Source organism: Flavobacterium seoulense (genome assembly GCF_000695795.1).
GTDB classification, from domain to species: Bacteria; Bacteroidota; Bacteroidia; order Flavobacteriales; family Flavobacteriaceae; genus Flavobacterium; species Flavobacterium seoulense.
The window spans coordinates 137,819-160,406 of record NZ_JNCA01000001.1; the positions used below are offsets into that span (position 1 = coordinate 137,819).

Annotated in this window: 10 protein-coding genes; 9 read left to right on the top strand and 1 reads right to left on the bottom strand. The window is 35.5% G+C overall.

Annotated features, from left to right (window positions below; genetic code table 11):
* The first annotated feature begins 74 nt into the window (after positions 1-74).
* The 6 genes from atpD (at position 75) to FEM21_RS00500 (ending at position 6,468) form a co-directional block, all read left to right on the top strand.
* Positions 75-1,586, top strand: coding sequence for a F0F1 ATP synthase subunit beta (atpD, locus tag FEM21_RS00475; protein ID WP_035656666.1), 1,512 nt, complete (start codon positions 75-77; stop codon positions 1,584-1,586).
* A 94-nt stretch (positions 1,587-1,680) separates the two neighbouring features.
* The gene (locus FEM21_RS00480; RefSeq protein ID WP_035656667.1) at positions 1,681-1,962 is read left to right on the top strand and encodes a FoF1 ATP synthase subunit delta/epsilon; all 282 of its coding nucleotides are present in this window, start codon (positions 1,681-1,683) and stop codon (positions 1,960-1,962) included.
* Between the two features lie 64 nt (positions 1,963-2,026).
* Positions 2,027-3,172 carry an aminotransferase class I/II-fold pyridoxal phosphate-dependent enzyme gene (locus FEM21_RS00485; protein WP_035656669.1) on the top strand — a complete coding sequence of 382 codons (1,146 nt, stop codon included), beginning with the start codon at positions 2,027-2,029 and terminating at the stop codon, positions 3,170-3,172.
* A 52-nt stretch (positions 3,173-3,224) separates the two neighbouring features.
* On the top strand, positions 3,225-3,845 hold the full coding sequence (bioD, locus tag FEM21_RS00490) for a dethiobiotin synthase (RefSeq protein WP_035656671.1): 621 nt from the start codon (positions 3,225-3,227) through the stop codon (positions 3,843-3,845).
* Between the two features lie 69 nt (positions 3,846-3,914).
* Positions 3,915-5,186 (top strand): adenosylmethionine--8-amino-7-oxononanoate transaminase, encoded by a 1,272-nt coding sequence (gene bioA / locus FEM21_RS00495; RefSeq protein ID WP_035656672.1) that lies wholly within the window; start codon positions 3,915-3,917, stop codon positions 5,184-5,186.
* Positions 5,187-5,313: 127 nt separating this feature from the next.
* Positions 5,314-6,468: a beta-ketoacyl synthase N-terminal-like domain-containing protein gene (locus tag FEM21_RS00500; RefSeq protein WP_035656675.1), complete on the top strand. Its 1,155-nt coding sequence runs from the start codon at positions 5,314-5,316 to the stop codon at positions 6,466-6,468.
* A 78-nt stretch (positions 6,469-6,546) separates the two neighbouring features.
* Here FEM21_RS00500 and FEM21_RS00505 read toward each other — a convergent pair whose 3' ends face one another.
* The gene (locus FEM21_RS00505; RefSeq protein WP_035656676.1) at positions 6,547-7,020 is read right to left on the bottom strand and encodes a regulatory protein RecX; all 474 of its coding nucleotides are present in this window, start codon (positions 7,018-7,020) and stop codon (positions 6,547-6,549) included.
* Between the two features lie 342 nt (positions 7,021-7,362).
* On the opposite strand from FEM21_RS00505, the gene FEM21_RS16075 reads away from it, so the two are divergent.
* From FEM21_RS16075 to FEM21_RS16085, 3 genes are all read left to right on the top strand, one after another.
* Positions 7,363-12,312 (top strand): hypothetical protein, encoded by a 4,950-nt coding sequence (locus FEM21_RS16075; RefSeq protein WP_051627418.1) that lies wholly within the window; start codon positions 7,363-7,365, stop codon positions 12,310-12,312.
* An 898-nt stretch (positions 12,313-13,210) separates the two neighbouring features.
* Positions 13,211-16,660 carry an Ig-like domain-containing protein gene (locus tag FEM21_RS16080; RefSeq protein WP_152547345.1) on the top strand — a complete coding sequence of 1,150 codons (3,450 nt, stop codon included), beginning with the start codon at positions 13,211-13,213 and terminating at the stop codon, positions 16,658-16,660.
* A 552-nt stretch (positions 16,661-17,212) separates the two neighbouring features.
* Entirely contained in the window at positions 17,213-22,534 is a 5,322-nt protein-coding gene (locus tag FEM21_RS16085; protein WP_152547346.1) for an Ig-like domain-containing protein, read from the top strand.
* Positions 22,535-22,588: the final 54 nt, after the last annotated feature.

Here is a 22,588-nt window from a genome sequence, read left to right on the forward strand (position 1 = left end):
AAACACCTAAATCATTGAATTTTGATAAGGTAAGTTTTGTAAACCTAAATAGCTGTTTAATAAATACATAAGTAATGTCTAAAGTAATAGGAAAAGTTGCCCAAATCATTGGTCCAGTAGTTGACGTTGTTTTCAACGGTAAGGATGTTGAACTTCCAAAAATTTATGATTCATTAGAAATCGTAAAAAAGGATGGTACAAAATTAATTCTTGAGGTACAATCTCACATTGGAGAAAATACAGTTCGTACCATTTCGATGGATTCAACTGACGGTTTGAGCAGAGGATATGAAGTAATAGGAACAGGAAACCCTATTCAAATGCCGATTGGAGCAGATGTTTACGGACGTTTATTTAACGTTGTTGGAGATGCTATTGACGGTTTGCCTGAATTGCCTAAAACAGGTGAGAACGGAATGTCAATTCACAGACAAGCTCCTAAATTTGAAGATTTATCTACATCTTCTGAAGTTTTATTCACAGGTATTAAAGTAATCGATTTGATTGAGCCTTATGCAAAAGGAGGTAAAATTGGATTGTTTGGTGGTGCCGGAGTAGGTAAAACTGTATTGATTCAGGAGTTGATTAACAATATTGCAAAAGGTCACGGTGGACTTTCAGTATTCGCAGGAGTAGGAGAAAGAACACGTGAAGGAAATGACTTGCTTCGTGAGATGTTAGAGTCAGGAATTATTAAATACGGTGAGGAATTCATGCACTCTATGGAAAATGGAGGATGGGATTTGTCTAAAGTAGATTTGCCAGGAATGAGAGAGTCTAAAGCTACTTTCGTTTTCGGACAAATGAATGAGCCACCAGGAGCTCGTGCACGTGTGGCACTTTCTGGATTATCTATTGCTGAGTATTTCCGTGATGGAGCAGGATCAGACCAAGGAAAAGATGTATTATTCTTCGTTGATAATATCTTCCGTTTTACACAAGCTGGTTCTGAGGTGTCTGCACTTTTAGGACGTATGCCATCTGCGGTAGGTTACCAACCAACATTGGCAACTGAGATGGGTGCAATGCAAGAGCGTATTACATCTACAAACAAAGGATCTATTACATCTGTACAAGCGGTTTATGTTCCTGCGGATGACTTAACTGACCCTGCGCCGGCTACAACTTTCGCACACTTAGATGCTACAACAGTATTGTCTCGTAAAATTGCTGAGTTAGGTATTTATCCAGCGGTGGATCCATTAGATTCTACTTCTCGTATCTTGACTCCACATATCTTAGGAGATGACCACTATAACTGTGCTCAAAGAGTAAAAGAGATTCTTCAAAAATACAAACAATTACAAGATATTATCGCTATCTTAGGTATGGAAGAGTTATCTGAAGAAGATAAATTAGCGGTTTCTAGAGCACGTCGTGTACAACGTTTCTTGTCTCAACCGTTCCACGTAGCTGAGCAATTTACAGGTATTCCAGGTGTATTAGTTGATATTAAAGATACTATTAAAGGATTTAACATGATTATTGACGGTGAATTGGATCACTTGCCAGAATCAGCTTTCAACCTTAAAGGAACTATCGAAGAAGCTATCGAAGCTGGAGAGAAAATGTTAGCTGAAGCTTAATATAAAGTTATAAGTTATGAGTTATAGGTTGTGAGTTAGGCAATTGCTTTACTAGACTTTTAACTCATAACGCATAACCCATAACTCAAAAATTATGATTTTAGAAATAGTATCACCAGAAGCAACATTGTTTAAAGGAGAAGTTACATCAGTAACGGTTCCGGGAGTAAACGGAAGTTTCCAAATTTTAAACAATCACGCTCCTATAGTTTCCTTACTTCAAAAAGGGACTGTTAAAATTACAGCTCCGAGTTTTAAGTTTAGCAAAGAAGCAGCAAAATTGTTTGCGAAAGTAAATGATCAAAACTATACGTTAGCTATTTCTTCAGGAACTATCGAAATGAAAGACAATAAAGTAATTGTTTTAGTTGACTAAGATAATTAAGGTTTATATGAATACGTCAAGCTTTTGCTTGGCGTTTTTTTTTACTTTTGATTTTATGAAACAACTTCCTAATATTCTTAAAGCAAAATTAGAATCCAGAATTCAAAATAATGCATTGCGACAATTGCCCTTTGGTAATAGTTTAGTTGATTTTGCTTCCAATGATTATCTTGGTTTTTCAAAATCTGAATCTATTTTTAAAGAAACCCATAAATATTTATTGGATAATAATTATACTCAAAATGGAGCAACGGGTTCACGTCTGCTCTCAGGAAATCATCAGCTGTATCTGGATGCAGAAGCTCATATTGCGCAGTTTCATCAATCAGAAAGTGCTTTGATTTTTAATTCGGGTTATGATGCTAATGTAGGTTTTTTTAGTTCGGTTCCACAAAAAGGCGATTTGATTTTGTATGACGAATTATGTCATGCTTCCATTCGTGACGGAATTCAATTGTCTTATGCGAAATCCTATAAATTCAATCATAATGATTTTGAAGATTTAGAACGTTTAATTCTTAGTAACCCAAATACAACTATTTACATTGCGACCGAAAGTGTCTTTTCTATGGATGGTGATGCACCAAATTTAGAAGAACTAGTTGATTTATCTGAAAAACATAATTGTTATTTAGTGCTTGATGAAGCACATGCTTTGGGTGTTTTTGGAGATAAAGGACAGGGATTGGTTCAGGAATTTGGTTTTGAGGACAAAATTTTTGCGCGAATCATGACTTTCGGAAAAGGTTTAGGTTGTCATGGAGCAGCTATTTTAGGAAGTTTAGAATTGAAGCAATATTTGGTTAATTTTGCTAGGAGTTTCATTTACACAACTGGACTTTCTCCGCATTCGGTAGCTACAATTTTAGTTGCTTATAAACATTTGGAAATAGAGAAAGAAAATATTGAGCAACTTATTCAAAATATTATTCATTTCAATCAACAAAAGAATTTATTGGGTTTGAAACCTATTTTTGTTAGATCTAAGTCATCCATTCAATCGGTTATTATTCCTGGAAATGAAAAGGTGAAATCTATTGCTAAGCAAATTCAGGAAAAAGGTTTTGATGTCAAAGCCATTCTTTCGCCTACGGTACCGGCAGGTCAGGAACGATTGCGTTTTTGTTTACATGCTTTTAATTCGAAAGAAGAAATCTCGAATGTTTTGCAGTTATTGAGTGAGATAGTTTTTAAAAGTTAATTCATGGTGAACTTTGCGCTTTCTTTGCGAACTTTGCGGTTAAATAAGAAATATGAAATTATTTATAACAGGAATTGGAACCGATGTAGGTAAAACCATTGCCTCAGCAATTATAACAGAAGCTTTAGAAGCCGATTATTGGAAACCAGTACAGGCAGGAGATTTAGATACCTCCGACAGTCATAAAATCAAGTCTTTTATATCGAATGAAAAAACAGTTATTCATTCAAATAGTTATGCTTTAAATACTCCAGCCAGTCCTCATCTTGCAGCTGAAATTGATGGAATTACTATTAATTTGAAACAAATTCAGGAACCTGAAACTAAAAATCATTTGGTTATTGAAGGAGCTGGAGGGCTTTTTGTTCCATTGAATGATTCCGATTGTGTTATTGATTTAATTCAGCCCGATTATAAAGTAATTGTGGTTTCCCGTCATTATTTGGGTAGTATCAATCATACGTTGCTTACTATAGAGGCTTTAGAAAGTCGAAAAATAGCCATTGCGGGAATTTTGTTTAATGGTAACGAAAATCAATCTACAGAATCTATTATCTTGAATAAGGCAGGCGTAAAATATATTGGAAGAATAGACCAAGAACCGTATTTTGACCAAAATGTAATTCGGGAATATGCTGATTTGTTTCGAGACGAGCTGTTGAAACTTCAATAGTAATTTCAAAAATCAATTTCAATGCCGAAATCTGAAATCAAAATTCGGTAATCTTCAATCATAAATCAAATGAATTTAATCGAAAAAGACCGCCAATACCTTTGGCATCCTTATACCCAACATAAAACAGCTCAAACGCCAGTTGCAATTACTAAAGGCGAAGGTGCCTTGCTTTGGGACGAAAACAATAAAGAATACATCGATGCTATTGCTTCCTGGTGGGTGAATCCTTTTGGGCACAGTAATAAATTTATAGCCGATGCTATTTATAAGCAATTAACCACTTTAGAACATGTTCTTTTTGGAGGTTTTACGCATGAACCTGCAGTTGCTTTGGCGGAAAAACTGATGACTATTTTGCCTGAAAACCAACAAAAAATATTTTTTTCCGATAATGGTTCGACTTCGGTGGAAGTCGCTATCAAAGTAGCCTTGCAGTATTTTTTCAATAAAGACGAAAAACGAACTACCATCATTGCTTTTGAAGATGCTTTTCATGGTGATACTTTTGCGGCTATGGCAGCTAGCGGAATTTCGTTTTATACCCAGGCTTTTCAGGGAATGTTTATAGATGTGGTGCGAATTCCAGTTCCGTTAAAAGGTCAGGAACAGCAGAGTTTTGATGCTTTGAAAAAAGTAATTCAGGAATACAATTGTGCCGGATTTATTTTTGAGCCTTTGGTGCAGGGAGCAGCAGGAATGGTCATGTATGAAGCTGAGGCTTTGGATGAATTAATTAAAATTTGCAAAGACAATAATGTACTTACCATTGCTGATGAAGTAATGACCGGTTTTGGGAAAACAGGGAAGACTTTTGCAATGGATTATACGGAGGAAAAACCGGATATGATGTGCTTGTCTAAAGCATTGACTGCCGGAACAATTCCGATGGCGATAACTACTTTTACGCAGGAAATTTTTGAAGCATTTTATGATGACGATATCAATAAAGCCTTGTTTCACGGACACACTTTTACCGCTAATCCTACAGGTTGCGCAGCGGCTTTAGCCAGTTTAGATTTGTTGCAAACTCAAGAAATGCAGGCTAATTTGATTCGTGTGAATGCTAATCATTTGTCGTTTGAAGAACGTATTAAGAATCATCCAAAAGTGACTACCACACGGGTTTTAGGGACTATTTTTGCATTGGAAATAAAGAAAGAAAACGAAGAAACCTATTACGGAACAATGCGTACTAAGTTGTATAATTTCTTTATCGAAAACGGAATCGTTTTAAGGCCTGTAGGGAATATCGTTTATATTTTGCCTCCATATATTATCACTGATAAGCAATTGCAAAAAGTCTATGAAGTGGTCGAAAAAGCATTGGAAATAGTTTAAATTTGCTGAAAATTTTTCACAAAGATTCACTGAGGTAAACGCAAAGTTCCGCTAAGTTATTTTATAAAAATTTTGTGTATCTCTGCGAAAATTCTTTGCGAATCTTCGTGTAATAAAATAAAAAATCTTGTCAACAATAATCTCAATTACAGCCTTAGCTTCGATTTCTCCTTTGGGTAATGATTCAAAAACCATTTGGGAGAATTACCTATCTGAAAACCATTTTTTTTCTAAAAAATATTTGGACAATCAGGAAAGTTGGGTGGCTCAGCTGGATGAAAACTCACAGCAAATTGTAGTTGAATTACAAGCTTCGGATATTAAATACAAATCTTTAGATAAATCGGTTTTGTATGCTATGGCGGCTTCGCGTCAGGCGGTTGCAAATGCAGGTTGGGACAAGGATGCTGTTTTTGGAATAAACATTGGGTCTTCACGCGGTGCTACGGAGCTGTTTGAGGATCATTACAAAGAATATTTGGAGACAGGAAAAGCTCATACACTGGCTTCGCCTACCACCACTTTGGGAAATATTTCTTCCTGGGTGGGGCACGATTTGCAATGTACGGGACCGGAAATTTCACATTCTATTACCTGTTCTACGGCTTTACATTCACTTTTAAATGGTGTGGCTTGGTTGCGTTCGGGTATGGCTGATAAATTTTTGGTTGGAGGTAGTGAAGCTCCTCTGACGGATTTTACAATTGGGCAAATGCGGGCTTTAAAAATTTATTCGCATAGTAAAGAAGCTTATCCTAATCAGGCATTAAATTTCGATAAAAAACTTAATTCGATGATCCTGGGTGAGGGAGCATCAGTGTGCTGTCTCGAAATTGGTAAAAAAGAGAATGCTTTGGCTTTTGTAGAAGGAATTGGTTATGCTACTGAAATTTTGGAACATAATATTTCGATTTCGGCTGAGGCGACTTGTTTCCAAAAATCGATGAAAATGGCTTTGCAAAATACCAATCCCGAAGAGGTTGATGCTATTGTAATGCATGCTCCGGGAACTAAGGCAGGCGATTTAACCGAATACAAAGCGATTCAGAAAATCTTCGGTGAAAAACTCCCTTTGTTGACTACAAATAAGTGGAAAATAGGGCACACTTTTGGTGCGTCGGGGATTTTAAGTGTTGAGTTGGCTGTTTTGATGATGCAACACAATCAATTTGTCGGAGTTCCTTTTGCGAAAGCGCAACAACAAACAAAACCAATTAGAAAAGTATTGGTTAATGCGGTAGGTTTTGGCGGGAATGCAGTGAGTGTTTTGTTGTCGGTTTAATTTTTGGAACGCAGATTTTATAAATTCAAGAAATTTTAAAAATGTCTGTAAACTTTTTAACTGAACACTAAGAACTGATCACTGATCACTTTCTAATTCACGAACTTTCTCATAAACCAGATTGCTTTCGTATCCTTTTCGTAACATAAAATCGCAAAATTTCTTTCTTTTTTTAAGGGAGTTGTTCTCTCGAATAGACTCCCAATGTCTGTTGGCTAAAGCCTCAAAATTCTCACAATATTCTTCTGAATTAATTTCTTTTAGAGCAATATTAATCAGGGTTTGATTGATGCCCCTGAATTTTAATTCATTGGTAATTCTGATTTTTCCCCAGTGTTTAATACGGTGTTTTCCCCGGGCAAAACTGCAGGCAAAGCGCTCTTCGTTCAGAAAATTTTCATTGATAAGATGTGAAATTATTTGGTCTCTTTCTTCTATAGTCATTTTCATTTCCCTCAATTTTTGCTCCACTTCTTCATGACAACGATCCTGATAGGCACAATAATGTTCTATTTTCTGGATGGCTTCTTTTATAGTGTAAATGTCTTTCATTTTGAAGGATTTTGAGCATTCAAAAATCGCTTTTTTTATTGTTTTTTCAAATTAGAATTTTGTTTATAAATGCTAGTTTTAAAAATAAATGCAGTTTAACGACTTTTTTTGTTTCTGTAGTTAAAAACTTCTAACTTTATGTTTATTGGTATGCATATCAATAAATTAAAGTTGAATTATGTTGCCTTTTTAGGTAATTACTGCTTTAATGATGACATTAAAATCCCCCCAATTAGTGTCACTCCAATAAAATTTGTTTCTTTTTTATTGGTATAAAAATCACTTTATGTAAAAAGAAAATAGTTGTTTAACTATTGGAATTGAACTTTAAATACTGAAATTATGAAGAGAAGTTTACTTTTAGTAATGACTGTTGTTTTAATGTCTTTACATTCTTTTGGACAAAATATTTGGACTAATCCAATAACAGGAACGAATCCACAAACTGAAAATCCATACACTACAGGTCAAACAAGAGATGCTAATATTACTGTTTCAGGTTTAAGGAGAGCACCTGCATTGACTACAACTATTTTTGCATACTCAAATACATTCGCTGCTAGCAATTGGACAACAAATAACACCATTGGATCAAATGATTATTTTGAATTTACTTTAATACCTAATGCTTGTTATAAAATTAATTTTACTCAATTTAGTTTTGTAGCAAGCAGACCTCCTTTATTAGGAGGACCACAAAATTTTGCTATTCGTTCTAGTATTGATAATTATTCTTCTAATATAGGTACAGTTACTGCAACGGGTGCTACAATAAATTTAACAGGAGCATCATATCAAAATATTATTTCAACAATTACTTTTAGAGTATATGGATGGAATAGTATAGTTAGCACTACGGGAGTATGGAGTATTGACAGTTTTAGTTTTACCGGAAGTGTTACTCCTCTAGTCTCTCTTACCACAGCAACTATAGATACACCAGCAGTAGTTGTGCCTGTTTGTAAAAGTAATGTTAATCAAACAACGACATTGGCCTATTCAGCTACTACAGGTACTCCAATTAATTATAGTATTGATTGGGATAATGCAGCAAATTTAGCAGGACTAGCTGATCAAGGTGTGACTGCTTTTGCTTTTGCTCCAGGTGGAGGTAGTGTAACAGGTATCCTCGTTCCATCTGCTCCGCCTGTAGGAACTTATTCAGGAGTCATGACAATCAATAATGGGAATTGTACTGCTACCAGGGCTGTTACACTTACTATAGCAGGTGTTAATACAGTTGCCTTGACTTCAGGAGCAGGAACAAATAACCAGACAAGATGTATCAATACTGCATTAACCAATATAACTTTTGGAACTACTGGAGCAACTGGAATTGGAACAGTTACAGGATTGCCTGCAGGTGTTAGCGCAAGTTGGGGATCTAATACGATTACTATTAGCGGTACTCCAACGGTTTCAGGGGTGTTTAATTATAGTATTCCATTAATAGGAGGTTGTGGTTCGGTTAGCGCTACGGGAACAATAACGGTAACAGCAGCTAATACAGTTACATTGACTTCAGCAACAGGAACAAATAATCAAACAGTATGTATTAATACAGCGTTAACAAACATAACTTATGGAACTACAGGGGCAACTGGAGCTACGGTTTCTGGTTTGCCTACTGGAGTTTCCGGTTCTTGGGCTGCTAATGTTTTTACTATTAATGGTACACCTTCGGTTTCTGGATCATTTCCATATACGGTAACATTGACAGGTGGTTGCGGCAATGTTACTACTTCAGGAACAATCACGGTAACAGCAGCTAATACCGTTGCGTTGACTTCAGCAGCAGGAACAAATAATCAAACAAGATGTATTAATACAACATTGACCAATATAACTTATGGAACTACAGGAGCAACAGGAGCTACAGTTTCTGGATTACCTATTGGAGTTTCTGGTTCTTGGGTTGCTAATGTTTTTACTATTAGTGGTACACCTTCAGTTTCTGGATCATTTCCTTATACAGTAACATTGACAGGTGGTTGCGGCAATGTTACTACTTCAGGAACAATCACGGTAACATCAGCTAATACCGTTGCGTTGACTTCAGCAGCAGGAACAAATAATCAAACAAGGTGTATTAATACGGCATTAACTAATATAACTTTTGGAACAACTGGTGCTACAGGAGCTACGGTTTCTGGTTTGCCTACTGGAGTTTCCGGTTCTTGGGTTGCTAATGTTTTTACTATTAGTGGTACACCTTCAGTTTCTGGATCATTTCCATATACAGTAACATTGACAGGTGGTTGCGGCAATGTTACTACTTCAGGAACAATAACGGTAACAGAAGCTAATACAGTTACCTTGACTTCAGGAGCGGGAACAAATAATCAAACAAGGTGTATTAATACGGCATTAACGAATATAACTTTTGGAACAACTGGTGCTACAGGAGCTACAGTTTCTGGATTACCAACTGGAGTTTCCGGTTCTTGGTCTGCTAATGTTTTTACTATTGGTGGAACATCTTCGGTTTCTGGATCATTTCCTTATACAGTAACGTTGATAGGCGGATGTGGTAATGTTACTACTTCAGGAACAATAACAATAAATGCTTTGCCTGCTACGCCAATAATTACTGCTGGAGGACCAACAACTTTTTGCATAGGAGGAAGTGTAACACTGACATCCAGTGTAGGTAGCAGTTATTTATGGTCAACAGGAGCAACAACCCAAAGTATTAATGTGAGTGGATCTGGAAACTATACAGTTAGAGTTACTAATGCAAATGGCTGCCAAAGTTTGGCTTCAGTAGCTACAGTAGTAACTGTAAATTCAGCTCCGGTAATTACTAGCCAGCCTATAAATCAATTAGATTGTGGAGGTAGCTTTGTTAATTTTAAAGTTGTAGCATCAGGTACAGGATTAAATTATGCCTGGCAATATAAAAGACCTTCAGATGCTAGTTTTATAACGCTTAACGGAACAGAAACTAATACGACTTATCCGTCTGCTGGAGAAATTAGAATTGGAAATGTTGGTAGTGCTCAGTATCCAGATGGTACACAATTTCAGGTTGTTGTTGCAAATGCTAATTGTAGTATAGTGTCAAATGCAGTAACACTTTCTGTAAATACTATAACAGGGATTTCTCCAATTGCCACTGATGTAACCCTATGTTATGGCGCTAATTATTCTTATACTGTTACCACTTCTTATCCTTCTAATATTGTGTCTTATCAATGGAAAAAGTTAGTAACATCTGGTGTCTGGGATAATATTAGTAATGGTGGAGCATATTCAGGTGCTAATACTGCTACGTTGACTATAACTGGAGGCACGCCAGCAGAAAGCGGAGAATATCGCGTATTTATTACTTTTAACAATTCTACTACACAATGCTCTGTAGATAGTTCAAGTAGAACACGTAAGCTTACTTTTTTACCACAGTTAACTACGCCAGTGACTACGATTACTCAGCCAACATGTTTGACTCCTAGTGGAACTATTACGGTAACGGTTCAAAGTGCTGCCGATACTTATAGTTTTGATAATGGAGCCAATTTTCAATCAAGTAATGTGAAATCAGGATTAGGAGTTGGATCTTATAATGTAATTATAAAAAATTCAGCAGGATGCTTGTCTCCAGTAACTAATTGTCAGATAATAAGTGAAACCTCAATATGGAATGGTAGCTGGATTAATGGACTTCCCGATGCTAACAGAGGTGTTGTATTCGAACAAGATTTTAGTTCTACAAGTGATTTAGTAGCCTGTTCTTGTCAGGTAATTAATGGTGCAAATGTGGTTATAAATGGTACGAATACTTTAAAAATTACTAATGCTGTTGCTGTTGTTAGTGGTTCTTTAACTTTTGAAAACAACTCTAGTTTAGTTCAGGTCAATGAAAGTCCTACGATTAACTCTGGGAGTATTATTTATAAACGTAATACTTCGCCGTTAAATCGTTATGATTTTACCTATTGGTCTTCGCCAGTAGCAGATATGACTTTGGGTCTTCCTTTAGTAGGCTTATCACCAGAAACATTCTATGACAAATATTTTAGTTATAATAATGCCTGGGTTTCAGTACCCCGAGAAACTGTTATGAGTAAAGGGACTGGGTATAGCGTTAGAGCTCCGCAGACTACAGAAATTAGCGGTAATCCTCTTCCTTTTTCAGCAATTTTTAAAGGAATACCACATAATGGCTTGGTAACTTTAACATCATTAGCAGGAAATCAGGCTCATTTATTAGGGAATCCTTATCCTTCAGCAATTGATGCGGATATTTTTATAGACTTGAACTCAAGTGTTCTGGAAGGTACTCTTTATTTCTGGACACATAATTCGCCACCTAGTGATGCTGTTCCCGGAGATAAAAAGTATAATTATACTACTAATGATTATGCTACTTACAATAGGACAGGTGGAGTAGGAATAGGAAAAGCTGCTGACACTGATGGAATAATTAAGAAGATACCAACTGGAAATATTGCAGCGGGTCAGGGTTTTTTTGCGCCTCTAAAAGCAACAGGAAATGTAGTGTTTAACAATACTATGCGGATTTCAGGAGGAACTTCAGGAGAGGATAATTCTCAATTCTTTAAGTTAGGAACTAATTCTAAAACGGCTACTTCTGGAACAGAGAAAAACCGAATTTGGTTGAATTTAACTAATAGTGAAGGTGCTTTCAAACAAACCTTAATAGGCTATGTTACTGGAGCAACTAATGATTATGATGATGGCTTTGATGGAATATCTTTTGATGGTAATGAATATATCGACTTTTATAGTGTCAACAATAATAAGAATCTAGTTATTCAGGGGCGTGCTTTGCCATTTGTTAAAAAAGATAGTGTGGCTTTAGGATATAATACGACTCTTAAAGGTGAATTTCAAATTAGTATTGATCACACCGATGGAAGTCTTAGCACGCATGATATATTTCTAGAAGATAAAGAATTAAGAATACAACATAATCTTAAAAAGAAAGCTTATACTTTTACTACCGAAGAAGGTGTGTTCAATAATCGTTTTATATTGCGCTATAGAGATAAAAATAATCTTGAAGACGATTTGAATCTTGATGCATCAGAGGAAGGTCTCGATAAAGGAGTTATCATTTCTGTTAAAGATAGAATAATTACAATAAATTCTGAATTGACTACATTAGAAAATCTAGTGCTATATGATATAAATGGAAGGAAAATATTTCAGAAAAATAAAGTGAATAACAAAGTGTTTATTGTTCCTGAATTGATTTCGAGTAACCAAATCATAATGGTTGATGTATTATTATCAAATGGTAAAAAGCTCAGTCGAAAGATTATTTATTAATGATTTGAAAATTTAAAATGTCCCGTAATACGGACATTTTTTTTGATAATTATAACAATTTTTAGCTGCGAATACATAATTAATTCTGTGTTTTAAAAAATTGTTTCTCTATGGTATAGTTTTTTTTACCGCAAAGTTTAGTAAAGGTTTTTAAGAAAAATTCACTAAGCAGTTAGTTTCTCTAATAGAGCCCCAATTTCTATTTTCCAGTTTATCAATATTAGTATAATGCTATTCGTTACTAATTTCTTTTAGTACAATATTGATAGTGTTGATTTATTCTTCTAAATTTTAATTTATTGGCAATTAGGGTTTTATTTCATTGTTTGATGCGGTGTCTTCCTCTGCTAAAATTACAGGGAAAGCGCTTTTTATTTAGAAAATTTTCATGAATCAGATACACGATTATCTGTTTTCTTTCTAATTCATTTTTATATCCCTCAATTTTTGTTCCAGTTCTTCATGACATCACCCCTGAAAAAGACAATGATGTTTTGTCTTTTGGATGGTTTTTTGATAGTATAGGTTGCGTAATGAATCGAAAATAGTGAGTAAGTTTTTTATTGAGACTGAATGTGCTTTTTTGAATGTAATTATTTGTTCATAACTGTTTAAAAAATCAATTCAATATTACAAGAATTGTTTTTTGCTTATGTTTTTGGCAAGAATAGTAAAGTGAAAGTTTTTTTTCAACAAATAAAATAGATCTTTAATCCCTTTTGTAAAAATTAATTATAGAGATAAGATTCGAATTTTACCTTAGTTTTTGACAATTATAGTTGATTAACGTTAATAAATGTATATCAACGATTATATTTTAGTTGTTGATTATTAGTGGCTTACTTTAATATACTCTTTTGTTAAGATTTAGGATTGTTTAATTTATAATTCGAAACTTATGAGACTATTTCTACTTCAACTCGTTGTCTTGCTTCTTGCTACAACAAATGGAAATGCGCAATATACTATTACTGGGTCTGTAAATTCAAGTTCGTATTCATGTGCTACATTTTCAGGTAATTCAGTTATTTATATTGGGAATGGAATAACTAATACAAATTTATTAATGAATCAGACTTTAAATTTGTATAATTCCTGTTCTTTAGGTCCAATTCAGTTTATTATTAGAAATAATGCTTCGGTTGATTTTTCTCCGGGCAATGAACGTTTGGTTTTGCCAGAAGGTTCTTCTATAATAGTAGAAACTGGGGGAAGCTTAATAGGAGGCAGTTGTAATGCTTCTGAAAGAATATATATAGGTGCTGAATTAATTGCTAGTTGTAATGGTGGTGCCGGAGCAGACTATACTTTTAATCAATTAGTTCTTAATGGAGGTTTTAATTATGTGAAAGCAACTTCTAATCCAGTTTGTGGATCTGGAACCGCATTCATTAATGTCTCTAAAATTCCAACTCCTACAGCAGCTACTACATATAATTTATATACAACAGCGACTGGTGGAAGTGCCGTTTCAAGTATAGTATCAACTACCAGTCCTTATTCCACAACTTTAATTACGCCAACAATTACTTCGACCACCACTTATTACGTTTCGGCTACTACTGGCTCAATAACTACACCAAGAAGAGAAGTCGTTGTAATTGTAAATCCTATTCCAACAATAACAAGTACAACTCCATCTTCGATATGCGGGGGTGGTATAGTAACATTAGGAGCGACAACTTCTGTGGGAACGATTAATTGGTATTCGGCAGTTTCAGGAGGGACTTCATTAGGAACAGGGACAACTTTTAGCACTCCTTCTATTTCAAACTCAACAACATATTATGTTGCTGCTACTAATGCTGGCTGTACAACTCCTTCGAGAACAGCTGTTACTGCAACCGTAAACCCTTTTCCTGTCATTATTAGTCAGCCTGTAAGTCAATTAGATTGTGAAGGCAATCTTGTGAATTTTAAGGTAGTAGCTTCTGGTTCAGGATTAACATACTCCTGGCAATATAAAAAGCCTACTGATGCAAGTTTCATAACACTTACAGGTAATGAAAATAATACATCTTATCCTTTCAGTCCTGTTTTAAATGAAATTCAGATAGCAAATGCAGGAAGTGCCCAATATCCTAATGGAACACAATTTAGAGTTGTTGTTTCTAATGCTAATTGTAATATAACTTCTAATATTGCCACACTTACTATAAATGAAATTACCAATGTTACTGGAGGTACTAATGTTACTCAGTGTTTTGGTACCAATTATTCATATACGGTTACAACTTCTTATCCGGCTAATGTGGTTTCTTATCGATGGAAAAAATCAGTAACTTCCGGAGTTTGGGATGAAATTAGTGATAGCGCGATTTATTCAGGAGCTACCACCGCAACATTAAGTATTATAGGAGGAACTCCTGCTGAGAGTGGAGAATATCGTGCGTATATTACTTTTAAATCTTCGGGTACCGATTGTAGTGTAGCAAGTACAACCAGACCTCGTAAAATCACTTTTCTACCACAGTTGACAACACCACAAGTAACGATTAAGCAACCAACATGCTTATTAAATACAGGGATAATTACAGTTACTGTTCAAAATGCAACTGATGTTTACAGTTTTGATAACGGATTGAGTTTTCAAATCAGTAATGAAAAGTCAGGTCTAACAGCTGGTTCTTACAACATAATTATAAAGAATACGGAAGGCTGTGTTTCTTCTGTTACTACCTGTCAAATAATTGCTGTAGGACTGCCTTCAATATGGAATGGGACTTGGGTTAATGGACTTCCAGATGCTAACAGAGGTGTTGTTTTTGAGCAGGATTTCAATTCAATAAATGATATAGAAGCTTGTTCTTGCCAAGTTAAAAATGGGGCAGACGTAATTATTAATGGAGACCATACTTTGAAAATTACTAATGCTGTTGATGTTATAAGTGGTACACTGACTTTTGAAAATAATGCCAGTTTAGTTCAGGTCAATGAAAGTCCTACAATTAACTCTGGAAGTATTATTTATAAGCGTAAGACTTCGCCGCTAAATCGTTATGATTTTACCTATTGGTCTTCGCCGGTTGCAGGTATGACTTTAGGGAAATTATCACCATCAACATTCTATGATAAATACTTTAATTATAATAACGGCTGGGTTTCTGTACCACGTGAAACTCCTATGAATAAAGCCGAAGGATATAGTGTTAGAGCACCTCAAACAACAGCAATTAGCGGTAATCCTCTTCCTTTCTTAGCGACTTTTGAAGGAGTGCCACACAATGGTTTGGTTATTCTAACATCATTAGCTGGAAATCAAGCCCATTTATTAGGAAATCCTTATCCATCAGCAATTGATGCGGATGTTTTTATAGATTTGAATTCGAATGTTTTAGAAGGAACTCTTTATTTTTGGACACATAATTCTCCACCAAGTTCAGCTACTCCAGGAGATAAAAAATACAATTATACAACTGTTGATTATGCTACTTACAATAGAACAGGGGGGATAGTAACTGCGAAAGCTGCTACTAGCGGAGGATTGCCACCGACAGGAAACATTGCAGCGGGTCAGGGTTTTTTTGCTCCTCTAAAAGCAACAGGAAATGTAGTGTTTAACAATACTATGCGAATTTCAGGAGGAACTTCAGGAAAGGATAATTCTCAATTTTTTAAGTTAGGAACTAATTCTAAAATGACTACTTCTGGAGCAGAGAAAAACCGAATTTGGTTGAATTTAACCAATAATCAAGGTGCTTTCAAACAAACCTTAATTGGTTACATAACAGGAGTAACTAATGATTATGATGGCGGATTTGATGCAGTAACTTATGATGGAAATCAATATGTTGATTTTTATAGTGTAAATCAGACTAAGAATTTATCTATTCAGGCACGTGCATTGCTGTTTGTTATAAAAGACAGCGTAGTTTTAGGCTATAAATCGACAATTAAGGGTGAATTTCAAATTAGTATTGATCACACAGATGGAAGTCTTAGCACTCTTGATATATTTCTAGAAGATAAAGAATTAAAAATACAACATAATCTTAAAAAGAAAGCTTATGCTTTTACTACCGAAGAGGGTGTTTTCAACAATCGTTTTATATTGCGTTATACAGATAAAAATAAGATTGAGGGAAATTTGAATCTTGATGCTTTAGAAGAAGGTATTGAAGCGGCAGTTATCATCTCTGTTAAAGATAGAATAATTACAATAAATTCTGAATTAACAACATTAGAAAATTTAGTGCTATATGATATAAACGGAAGAAAGTTATTTCAGAAAAATAAAGTGAATAAAAAAGTATTTGTTATTCCTGAATTGATTTCGAGTAACCAAATCATAATGGTTGATGTATTATTATCAAATGGTAAAAAGTTCAGCCGAAAGATTGTTTATTAATGATTTGAAAATTTAAAGTGTCCCGTAATAGGGGCATTTTTTTTGATAATTATACTAATTTTTAGCCACGAATGCACCAATTAATTTGTGTTCTAATAAATACCTTTCTCTACTGTATAGTTTTTTTACCGCAAAGTTTCCTAAAGTTTCCCAAAGTTTCGCAAAGATTCGCAAAGGTTTAGCAGAGTTCAGCAAAGATTTTTTCTTCGTTTTCTTTACGGTAAAACTACCCACGGATAGTGCTGATTTTATCTCAAAAAGAATAAAAAACTTTGCGTCTCTTCGCGCTACTCTGCGAAATTTTTGCGGTTAAAAACACGCTACATCTTAAAACCAAAACTCAAATAAAACCGGATGTAGTCAAAAAGCTAATAGCTTGCTTTTCAGTAAGCTGAATACAATTGCTTGAATTGTGAAATGAATACTCAAAAACAGGCTACTTAACGACTATAAATGCCGATAAACGACTTTGTTTTAAGCGACTGTTTTGATTGATTTATTTTGATTGATAATTTAAAAGTTAGCCCCCTTTTAATTTTAAAATCTACTACTATGAAGAAAAATTACTTTTTATATATAAATTACTGGACTTTAGTTTTATTATTAGTTTCTTTTTTGTCTTTTGGACAATCACCTCAAACATATAATAGTTCCGGAACTTTTACTGTTCCTGCTGGTGTTATTAATGTAAATGTCCAAGTTTGGGGAGCTGGAGGAGCTGGAGGAGGATCTACAGCTAATGGCAATGGAGGTTCTGGTGGAGGTTCTGGTGGCTATACTACAAATCCTAGTTTTTCAGTTAGTCCCAATACTAGTATTAATTACACTGTTGGCATAGGAGGTATTGGAAGTACAGGTGTAAATGGTACATCTGGAGGGCAATCAACTTTTTCTAGTTTGATAGCGAATGGTGGGACTGGAGGAACTGCAAATAGTGGTTCGGGAGGGGTTGGAGGTACAGCAACTGGAGGTTCTACGAATACAATAGGTAGCGTTGGAGGTAATGGTGGTGGAAATACTGGTGGAAATGGGGGTAATGCTCCTGCTTCTGGCGGAACTGGAGGTTCTGGTAGAAGTAATACTAATGGTAATGTTGGAAATTCCCCTGGAGGCGGAGGAGGCGGAGGAGAAGCCGATTATTATTATGATCCAGTTTGGTATGATTGGTTTAGATATTCTACAGATCCATATGGAGGAGGTAATGGAGGAAATGGTCAAGTAAGAGTTTCTTGGACTTGTCCTACATACGCATTAACCTCTGCAGCTTCTGCAACTCCTATCTGTAGTGGTGGAACTTCTACAGTAACACTTACTTCTACTACATTGCCAGCGGGTACTTATACGGTTACTTACAATACCTCTAGTTCTCCAACAAGTACTGGCAATACTGCTATTATGACATTTAGTGATGGTACAGGAACATTTGTTACAAGAACCTTAACAGCTGCAAGTACTATTACTGTAACTAATCTTTCAAGTGGCACAGCTCCATCAATTTGTTCTAGTGCTATTAGTTCTAATAATACTGCTATGGTGACAGTAAATACATCATCAGTTGCGCCAACTGGTATTACAGGAACTACAACTATTTGTAATGGAAGTTCTACTACACTTACAGTAAATGGTGGAACACTAGGGACAGGGGCTACAGCACAATGGTTTACAGGTTCATGTGGAGGAACATCGGTAGGAACTGGTAATAGTATTACTGTTTCTCCAACATCAAATACAACTTATTATGTTCGATATAGTGGTACTTGTAATACAACGACATGTGCTTCACAATTAGTGACAGTAGAGACTTTGCCAGTTGTAAATGCTGGAGCAGATGTTTGTAGAACGAATAATGGTAATTTTACATTGTCAGGATTTAGCCCATCAGGGGGTACTTGGACACGAGTGTCTGGAACTGCTAATGTAACTTCAGCTGGTGGTGTTAGTAATGTTACAAGTCCGAGTACTACTATTTTCCGTTATACTGTAACAAATAGTTGTGGATCGGTCTCAGATGATGTAGTGGTTTCAAGAGGTAATCCCGATACACCTGGTTTGATTGCAGGACCTTTAACAGCATGTCAGGGAGCTATAGGCCTAGTTTATAGCGTATCAGCTGTTGCAAACGCAACGAGTTACAATTGGTTTTTTCCTGATAGTAATTGGCAGATAACTTCAGGAGCAGGAACTAATTCGGTTACTGTAAGATTAAATTCAGGAGCAGGAACAGGTAATGTATATGTAAGTGCCAGTAATGGTTGTGGTACAGGTAATGCGCGCTATGATAAATGGGTTGTTGTTAGTACTCCAACAATTGCAGGAACAGTAACTCCAGCTAATACAAATGTCTGTTCAAGTTCAAATAGTACTAATCTTTCTTTAAATGGAAATACTGGAAGTGTTTTAAGATGGGAATCTTCTTTAGATAATTTTGCTGGAGGTACAATTACTACAATTAATAGTACAGGAAGTTCTATAACTGCATCGAATGTTACAGTAGATACTTATTACAGGGCAGTTGTTCAAAATGGTGGTTGTGATGTACAATATTCTAATTCAGTTAAAATAACCGTATATGGTAGTTTAACCACGCCAAGTTCTATTAGTGGATTAAGTGCACAATGTGCTGGTAATACATCGCAGGTTTATAGTGTAAACCCAGTGACTAATGCGACAAGTTATAATTGGACATTACCTGCGAACTGGACTATAATCTCCGGTAGTGGTACAAACAGTATAACTGTTAATATTCCAAATAATGGAGCTACGGGAAATGTATCTGTAAATGCTGCTAATACTGGTTGTGGAACTTCTAATTCAATCTCTCAATGGGTTGTTGTTAGTTCAGCTACAATTGCAGGAACAGTAACTCCAGCTAATACAAATGTTTGTTTACCAGGTAATAGTACTAATCTTTCTTTAAATGGAAATACTGGAAGTATTTTAAGATGGGAGTCTTCTTTGGATAATTTTTCTGGAGGTACAATTACTACAATTAATAGTACAGGAAGTCCTATAACTGCATCAAATGTTACAGTAGATACTTATTACAGGGCAGTTGTTCAAAATGGAGGTTGTAATATACAATATTCTAATTCAGTTAAAATAACCGTATATGGAGCTGTTGCGGTTCCTGGTGCAATTTCCATGAATGGTGTAGCTTATCCAGAAAATGGAAATGCTAATTATTGTCCTTCTTCATCTGTTGTGCTTAGTATCAATCCAGTACCGAATGCAACAACTTATGTTTGGACAACTCCTCCTGGTTGGACTCTAGTAAGCGGACAAGGAACTACAAGTGCAACTTATATAACAGGGAATAGTTCTCAAAGTGAGAATGTCACCGTTTCTGCTAGTAACAGCTCAATATGTAATAGTCCTGGGAGTAGGTATTTTTATTTGTATTTAGGTAATGTTTCTTCACCAATAAGTATAACCACACAGCCATCGACTCCAACAGCAACATGTTCAGGTAGTGGAACACAAACAATGTCTGTAGTTGCTACAGGATCTGGATTAACTTATCAATGGAGGAAAGATGGGATAAATATATCAAATGGAGGGGTTGTCTCTGGAGCGACAACAGCTACCTTGATTTTGACAAATCCCACAACAGCTGATGCTGGTAGTTATGATGTAGTTGTAAGTGGTACATGTACACCGTCAGTTACTTCAACTGCTAGAACAGTTACGATAAATACAGTTCCTGTAGTTACAACAGCGTCTGCTCAAAGTTTTTGTGGTAGTGCTACGGTTGCAAATTTAACAGGTACAGCATCATCAGGAAGTGTTATTGATTGGTATGCAAATTCATCAGGTGGTACTGCTCTTACATCAGGAACGGCTTTATCTTCTACAACATATTATGCGCAATCAAGGAATACCACTACAGGTTGTGTAAGTTCGACAAGAACATCTGTTGTAGTTACGATAAATACAGTTCCTGCAGCACCAATAGTTGGAACGATAACTCAACCTAACTGTTCAGTGCTTACAGGAAGTGTAAATTTAAGTGGTTTGCCATCTTCGGGATCTTGGATTATAACTGCAACACCAGCTACCGCTGGTTTGACAGGTACAGGAGCTACAACTACTATTACAGGTTTAACAGGAGGTACAACTTATACTTTCACGGTTTCTAATGGAAGTTGTAATTCGTCAGCTTCAGCTAATGTTGTAATAAATATACCGCCAGCTCTTGTTACATGGAATGGTTCAAATTGGTCATCTACTCCTACTATTAATAATAGAGTAGAGTTTCTTGCTAATTATTCGTCAGGATCTAATGCTAATTCTCCTGCGAATGTAGATGCTTGTTCTTGTCAGGTTAAGAATAATGCGGTAGTAGTTTTTAATACGGGGCATACTTTAAAAGTAATAAATGAGCTCCAGGTTGTTGCTGGTACATTAACATTTGAAGATGATGCCAGTTTAGTTCAGGTTAATGATGCTGCTTTGAATTCAGGAAATATCATTTATAAGCGTGTGACTTTACCGCTAAATCGTTATGATTTTACCTATTGGTCTTCGCCAGTTAAAGATATGAGTTTAGGTCTTCCTTCAGTAGGGTTATCACCAACAACATTCTATGATAAATACTTTATTTATAATAATGCTTGGGTGTCAGTACCTCGTACTACCGTTATGATTAAGGGTGAAGGATATAGCGTTAGAGCACCGCAAACAACAGCAATTATTGGTAATCCTCTTCCTTTTTTAGCGACTTTTACAGGAGAACCACATAATGGCGAAGTAAAAAAGACGCTAACTGGAAATAGAGTTTATCTTATAGGTAATCCATATCCATCTGCTATTGATGCAGATCAATTTTTAGCTTTAAATTCATCAGTTTTGCAAGGAACGCTTTATTTCTGGACTCATAATTCGCCACCAAGTGATGCTTTTGTTGGAGATAAAAGGTATAATTACACGACCAATGATTATGCTACTTATAATAGAACAGGTGGGGTAGGAACAGGAAAAGCTGCTACTACTGGAGGATTACCACCGTCTGGAAAAATTGCATCGGCTCAAGGTTTTTTTGCTCCAGCTAGTGCTGCAGGAGGAGAGTTAGTTTTTAATAATTTGATGCGCTTGAGTACTACAGGAGCTGTATTAGATAACACACAGTTTTTTAAATTGAGTACTAATTCTAAAACAGCTAAAACAATAACAACGGCTAAGACAGAGAAAAACCGTATCTGGTTGAATTTGACTAATAGTGAAGGTGCTTTCAAACAAACTTTAATTGGTTATGTTACAGGAGCAACTAATGATTATGATGGAGCATTTGATGGGGTGACTTATGATGGTAATCAGTTTATTGATTTTTATAGTGTAAATAATGAAGTAAATCTATCTATTCAGGGACGTGCTTTGCCTTTTGTAAAAAAGGACAGTGTAGCTTTAGGATATAAATCGACTATTAAAGGTGATTTTAAAATTAGTATTGATCAAATTGATGGTAGTTTGGCTACTCAAAATATCTTTTTGGAAGATAAAGATTTAAAAGTATTACATGATCTTAAAAAAGAGGCGTATACTTTTAGTACTGAGAAAGGAGTATTCAATAATCGTTTTGTATTACGTTATGCTGATAAAAATGCAGTAGATGAAGTAATCGTTCCTGAAGTACCAGGAAAAGATTCAAATGCAGCAGTTATTGTTTCAGTTAAGAATGGGGAAATCAAGATAAATGCTACAGCAACAAAATTAGATAAGGTGATTGTGTATGATATGGCTGGAAGAAAGCTGTTCCAAAAAAATAAAGTGGATACTAACATATTAGTGATTCCTAATTTTTTTTGGAATCATCAGGGATTAGTAGTCGATATTGTATTGACTGATGGTACAAAACACAGCAGAAAAATTATTAATTAATTTAGAAAATTGATTTATAAAAATCCCGATTGCGTCCTGTAATCGGGATTTTTT

Excerpts from the sequence above, each read along its gene's own strand:
- FEM21_RS00505 (WP_035656676.1), bottom strand. The coding sequence starts at position 7,020 with ATGAAAGACATTTACACTATAAAAGAAGCCATCCAGAAAATAGAACAT.
- bioD (WP_035656671.1), top strand. The coding sequence starts at position 3,225 with ATGAAATTATTTATAACAGGAATTGGAACCGATGTAGGTAAAACCATT.
- FEM21_RS16085 (WP_152547346.1), top strand. The coding sequence starts at position 17,213 with ATGAAGAAAAATTACTTTTTATATATAAATTACTGGACTTTAGTTTTA.
- FEM21_RS00480 (WP_035656667.1), top strand. The coding sequence starts at position 1,681 with ATGATTTTAGAAATAGTATCACCAGAAGCAACATTGTTTAAAGGAGAA.
- atpD (WP_035656666.1), top strand. The coding sequence starts at position 75 with ATGTCTAAAGTAATAGGAAAAGTTGCCCAAATCATTGGTCCAGTAGTT.
- FEM21_RS16075 (WP_051627418.1), top strand. The coding sequence starts at position 7,363 with ATGAAGAGAAGTTTACTTTTAGTAATGACTGTTGTTTTAATGTCTTTA.
- FEM21_RS00485 (WP_035656669.1), top strand. The coding sequence starts at position 2,027 with ATGAAACAACTTCCTAATATTCTTAAAGCAAAATTAGAATCCAGAATT.
- bioA (WP_035656672.1), top strand. The coding sequence starts at position 3,915 with ATGAATTTAATCGAAAAAGACCGCCAATACCTTTGGCATCCTTATACC.
- FEM21_RS16080 (WP_152547345.1), top strand. The coding sequence starts at position 13,211 with ATGAGACTATTTCTACTTCAACTCGTTGTCTTGCTTCTTGCTACAACA.